The sequence below is a fragment of the Frateuria sp. genome, from assembly GCF_013362045.1.
Taxonomy (GTDB): Bacteria; Pseudomonadota; Gammaproteobacteria; order Xanthomonadales; family Rhodanobacteraceae; genus Frateuria_A.
Genome location: NZ_JABFWW010000298.1, coordinates 1 through 3,955, shown reverse-complemented (window position 1 = coordinate 3,955; position 3,955 = coordinate 1). Strand labels below are relative to the sequence as shown.

Annotated in this window: 4 protein-coding genes; 3 read left to right on the top strand and 1 reads right to left on the bottom strand. The window is 70.4% G+C overall.

Annotation, left to right across the window (positions count from 1 at the left end; genetic code table 11):
• The 3 genes from HOQ08_RS14240 to HOQ08_RS14230 all read left to right on the top strand — a co-directional run.
• A partial coding sequence (locus HOQ08_RS14240; RefSeq protein ID WP_291196268.1) for an NRDE family protein occupies positions 1–610 on the top strand: 610 nt, incomplete at its 5' end.
• 132 nt (positions 611–742) lie between these two features.
• Positions 743–2,494, top strand: coding sequence for an NAD-dependent DNA ligase LigB (ligB, locus tag HOQ08_RS14235; protein WP_343203821.1), 1,752 nt, complete (start codon positions 743–745; stop codon positions 2,492–2,494).
• 55 nt (positions 2,495–2,549) lie between these two features.
• Positions 2,550–3,059: a hypothetical protein gene (locus HOQ08_RS14230; protein ID WP_291196262.1), complete on the top strand. Its 510-nt coding sequence runs from the start codon at positions 2,550–2,552 to the stop codon at positions 3,057–3,059.
• Between the two features lie 158 nt (positions 3,060–3,217).
• Here the strand turns inward: HOQ08_RS14230 and HOQ08_RS14225 are convergent, their stop codons facing one another.
• On the bottom strand, positions 3,218–3,643 hold the full coding sequence (locus HOQ08_RS14225; protein WP_291196259.1) for a YchJ family metal-binding protein: 426 nt from the start codon (positions 3,641–3,643) through the stop codon (positions 3,218–3,220).
• Positions 3,644–3,955 lie beyond the last annotated feature (312 nt).

Here is a 3,955-nt window from a genome sequence, read left to right as displayed (position 1 = left end):
CTGGCTCGGCGCGAGTACGGCGGGCCGCTGCGGCGTGGGGACCAACGTGCGTGACCCGCGCGCCTTGCAGACCGGCCTTTCGCGCGGCCTGCTGGTAACCGACTGGCTGCGCGGCACGGCCGACGCCGACGCGCATGCGCAGGCCTTGCGCGAGGTGGCCGCCGACTACCGTCCGTTCAACCTGCTCACCTTCGATGCGCGCGCCGCCTTCTACCTGGGCAACCGGCCCGCGCCGCGTGCGCAGCCGGTGACGCCCGGCGTGCACGGCCTTTCCAACGCCGACTTCAACACGCCCTGGCCGAAGACGCGCCGGCTGATGGCGCGCCTGCAGGAATGGCTGGAGGAATCCCCGCCGGAGGACTTCACCCCCCTGTTCGAGGCCCTGGCCGACGAGCATCCCGCCGGCGACGACGAGCTGCCCGATACCGGCATCGGCCGCGAGCGCGAGCGTTGGCTGTCGGCCGCCTTCATCCGCGGCGAAACCTACGGCACCCGTTCGAGCACAGTGGTGGCGATCGACCAGCGGGGCGGCGGCTGGATCGTCGAGCGCCGCTTCGGCCCGGGCGGACGTCCAGGCGGCGAGACGGCGCTGCAATGGGCTCCATCCTGAGCCGGCGAGGAGCAGCGGCGTAGGGCGCCCGGGTGCCGCCAGTCCGGGCCGAGAGCCCGCCGGCGCGCCGGCTTACCCGCAGACCCACATGGCGCACGACCGTTGCCCTACGCATGGCGGCGGCCGCCGCCCATGCGGCCGCGCCCTCCGAAGCCCTACCGTGGCGAGGTTCAAGCAGACGGGAAGCGACCGATGCGTCAGGGATGGCGGTATCCATGCGGCCTGCTGGCCGGACTCTGGCTTGCCATGCCGTGCCCGGCCGCGTGCCCCGCATGGAGCGTGCAGCGCGCCGCCCGAGAGCTGCGCGCGCTGCACGACCAGCTCGACGGCTGGAACCATGCCTACCGCACGGAGGGCCGCTCGCCGGTCGACGATGCCATCTACGACCAGGCGCTGGACCGCTACGAAGGCTGGCGCGCCTGTTTCCCCGCCCAGGCGCCGGCACCGCTGGCGCCCCTGGCCGACGCCACCGGACCGGTGCGCGCACCGGTCGCGCAGACCGGCCTGGCCAAGCTGGCCGATGCCGCTGCGGTGCAGGCATGGATGGATGCACGCGACGCCCGCGACCTCTGGGTGCAGCCCAAGGCCGATGGCGTGGCGGTGACCCTGCTCTACGTCGACGGCCAGCTGCGCCAGGCGGTCAGCCGCGGCGACGGCCTGCACGGTTCGGACTGGACGGCCAAGGCGCGGCGCATCGCGGCCGTGCCCAAGCATCTGCCGCACGCGCCATCGCGCGTGGTGCTGCAGGGCGAACTGGTCTGGTGGCTGCCGGGCCACCGGCAGGCGCAGGACGGCGGCGTGCGCGCCCGGGCCGACGTGGCCGGCGCGCTCGCCCGCGAGCCGTTCGACGCACAGGCCGCGGCGCACATCGGACTGTTCGTGTGGGACTGGCCGAGCGGCCCGGCCGGCATGCGCGAACGCCTCGCCGGCCTGGAGGCAATGGGGCTGGGCGACAGCGTGGCGCTGACCCAGCCGGTCCGCGGCCTGGCCGACGTGCAGCGTTGGCGCGAGCGCTGGTACCACGAGGCACTGCCTTTCGCCACCGACGGCATCGTGCTGCGGCAAGGCCATCGTCCGCCCGCCAACGAATGGATGCCCACGCCGCCGGATTGGGCGGTCGCCTGGAAGTACCCTCCGGCACAGGCGCTGGCCGTGGTGCGCGACGTGGACTTCAGGCGAGGGCGTCGTGGCGGCGTCAGCGTGGTGCTGGAACTGCAGCCGGTGATACTGGACGACCGCACGGTACGGCGCGTGAGCCTCGGTTCGCTCGCACGCTGGCGCAGGCTCGACGTGCGTCCGGGCGACCAGGTGTCGCTCTCGCTGGCCGGCCTGACCATTCCGCGTTTCGACAAGGTCGTCTGGCGCGCCCGCGAGCGAGCGCCGGTCGATGTGCCCGCCGCGGGCTCCCGCGATGGCCTGGACTGCTGGCATCCGGAGAATGGCTGCCGCCGCCAGTTCCTGGCACGCCTGCGCTGGCTCGGTAGCCGGCAGGGCCTGGGCATCGATGGCATTGGGGAAACGACCTGGCGGGCGCTGATCGACGCCGGCCTGGTACGCGGCCTGCTCGACTGGCAGGGGCTGACTTCCGCGCAGCTTGCCAGCGCACCCGGCATCGGCCCACAGCGTGCGGCACGGCTGGCGCGGGCATTCGCCCGAGCCCGCACGGCCAGCTTCGGACATTGGTTGCGCGCACTCGGCCTGCCGCCGGCCGGCGATGCCGACCTGCCCAACTGGCCGGTCCTGGCCGAGCGCAGCGTCACCGAGTGGGAAGCGCAGCCGGGAGTCGGTACCGGTCGGGCAAAGCAGCTGCACGCTTTCTTTCACCACCCTGAAGCGGCGCGGCTAGCTGCGCGATTGCATGGAGCCGGCGTGGCGGGGTTTTGATGCTTGCCCAGGCGGGCGCGTCTTCGACGGAACAGAGCCAACAGAGGAACGCTGCATGCTCATCAAGACGTTTGGTCAACTGAACAAGTGGGATCTTGCCTGGCCGCGGCATGAAGCCGGTCCGTGGGAGCTTGACCGGCAGGGGATCCAGAAAGCCTTCCGCACCAAGCAGACAGCGATCGGCGTGTATTGGATCGGTTTCTGCCCTACAGGCACGCACGGTTCATTCACAGAAAAGTATTGCGGCAAGGCGGTGCTGCAGCCGCTCCACGTGCGTCTTGGGCAACACGCGATCCACAGCCACAATGAGTGCATTCGCACCCGCCTCAAGCCGGAAAATTTGAGAAAAGAAAAAGTATGGTTCCGGTTTATCGAATTCGCCGATCCCAAACTGGCGGATTTCCTGGAAGCCGTGATGATCGCTGCGTTCATTCCCTTTAAAGAAGATATGAAGCCCGTTGCCAGTCCCAAACCAAACGCCGCTAAAGCCGCGGAGGAACCCAAAAAGTCATACGAGTGGAACCGCCGCAACGAATGGCGGCAGCACTGGGCTTTGGAAACATGAGAAGGATGTGCATTGCGCTGGGCCGCGGGCTCGTTCCCTTACCTTGAGCCGCCATGGGCCGCCACCTGACGGCCTCTGGTCAGGAATCGATCCCTGGCCGTTCGTTGCTCTGACCATCCGGGGGCCGCGCCGTTCGTGAAGCAGGCGAGCTCCGAGGCTCAGGCAAGAATCTCTCCATCCACGTAATACCAGCGATCGTCCTCGCGCAGGAAACGGCTCACCTCGTGCAGGCGCTGGGCGCGCCCGCCGCCGTAGCGCAGGCGCGCGACGAACTCCACCACCGCCTCCGTGGCGCCGTCCTCATGGCGCCTGACCGACAGCCCCAGCCAGCTCGGCGAGGGCTGTTGCGCGGCCAGCTTCAGGTGCGCCGGGCGCGTGCTCGGATGCCAGGTGGCCAGCAGGTAGTCCTCGCGCTTGAGCACGTAGGCGCTGTAGCGCGAACGCATCAGCGCCTCCGCGCTGGGCGCCGGCGAACCCTCGTGCAGCGGGCCGCAGCAGCGTGCGTAGCCGGCAGGATTGCCGCAGGGGCAGGGCGTGAGGGTATCGATGGCGCGCACGATCGCTCCGCTGGCGGGTTGGTCCATGCTGCCACCATGCACCGGCCTTGCCCACCCGCCATGCGCCTGCGGCTGTGCAGGAAGTCATGGTAGGCATGCCCGGACAGCGCTCGCTACAGTCGGCAGCCGGCACCCCTGGCGCCGCCCCGCGGCACCACGCCTACCTGGAGGTCTCCATGCTCCTGCCCCGTCCGCTCGTCCTGGCGTCGATCCTCGCCGCCGCGCTCGCCCCGCCGCTGGCCGGTGCGCAGACCGCGCCGCTGACGCCCGACATCCCCGCCAGCTTCCAGACGCCGACCGCAGCCAACGACTACGTCAAGCGCGTGGTGATGATCCCGA

Coding starts and splice junctions, on each gene's coding strand:
- ligB (WP_343203821.1), top strand. CDS start 743: ATGCGGCCGCGCCCTCCGAAGCCCTACCGTGGCGAGGTTCAAGCAGAC.
- HOQ08_RS14230 (WP_291196262.1), top strand. CDS start 2,550: ATGCTCATCAAGACGTTTGGTCAACTGAACAAGTGGGATCTTGCCTGG.
- HOQ08_RS14225 (WP_291196259.1), bottom strand. CDS start 3,643: ATGGACCAACCCGCCAGCGGAGCGATCGTGCGCGCCATCGATACCCTC.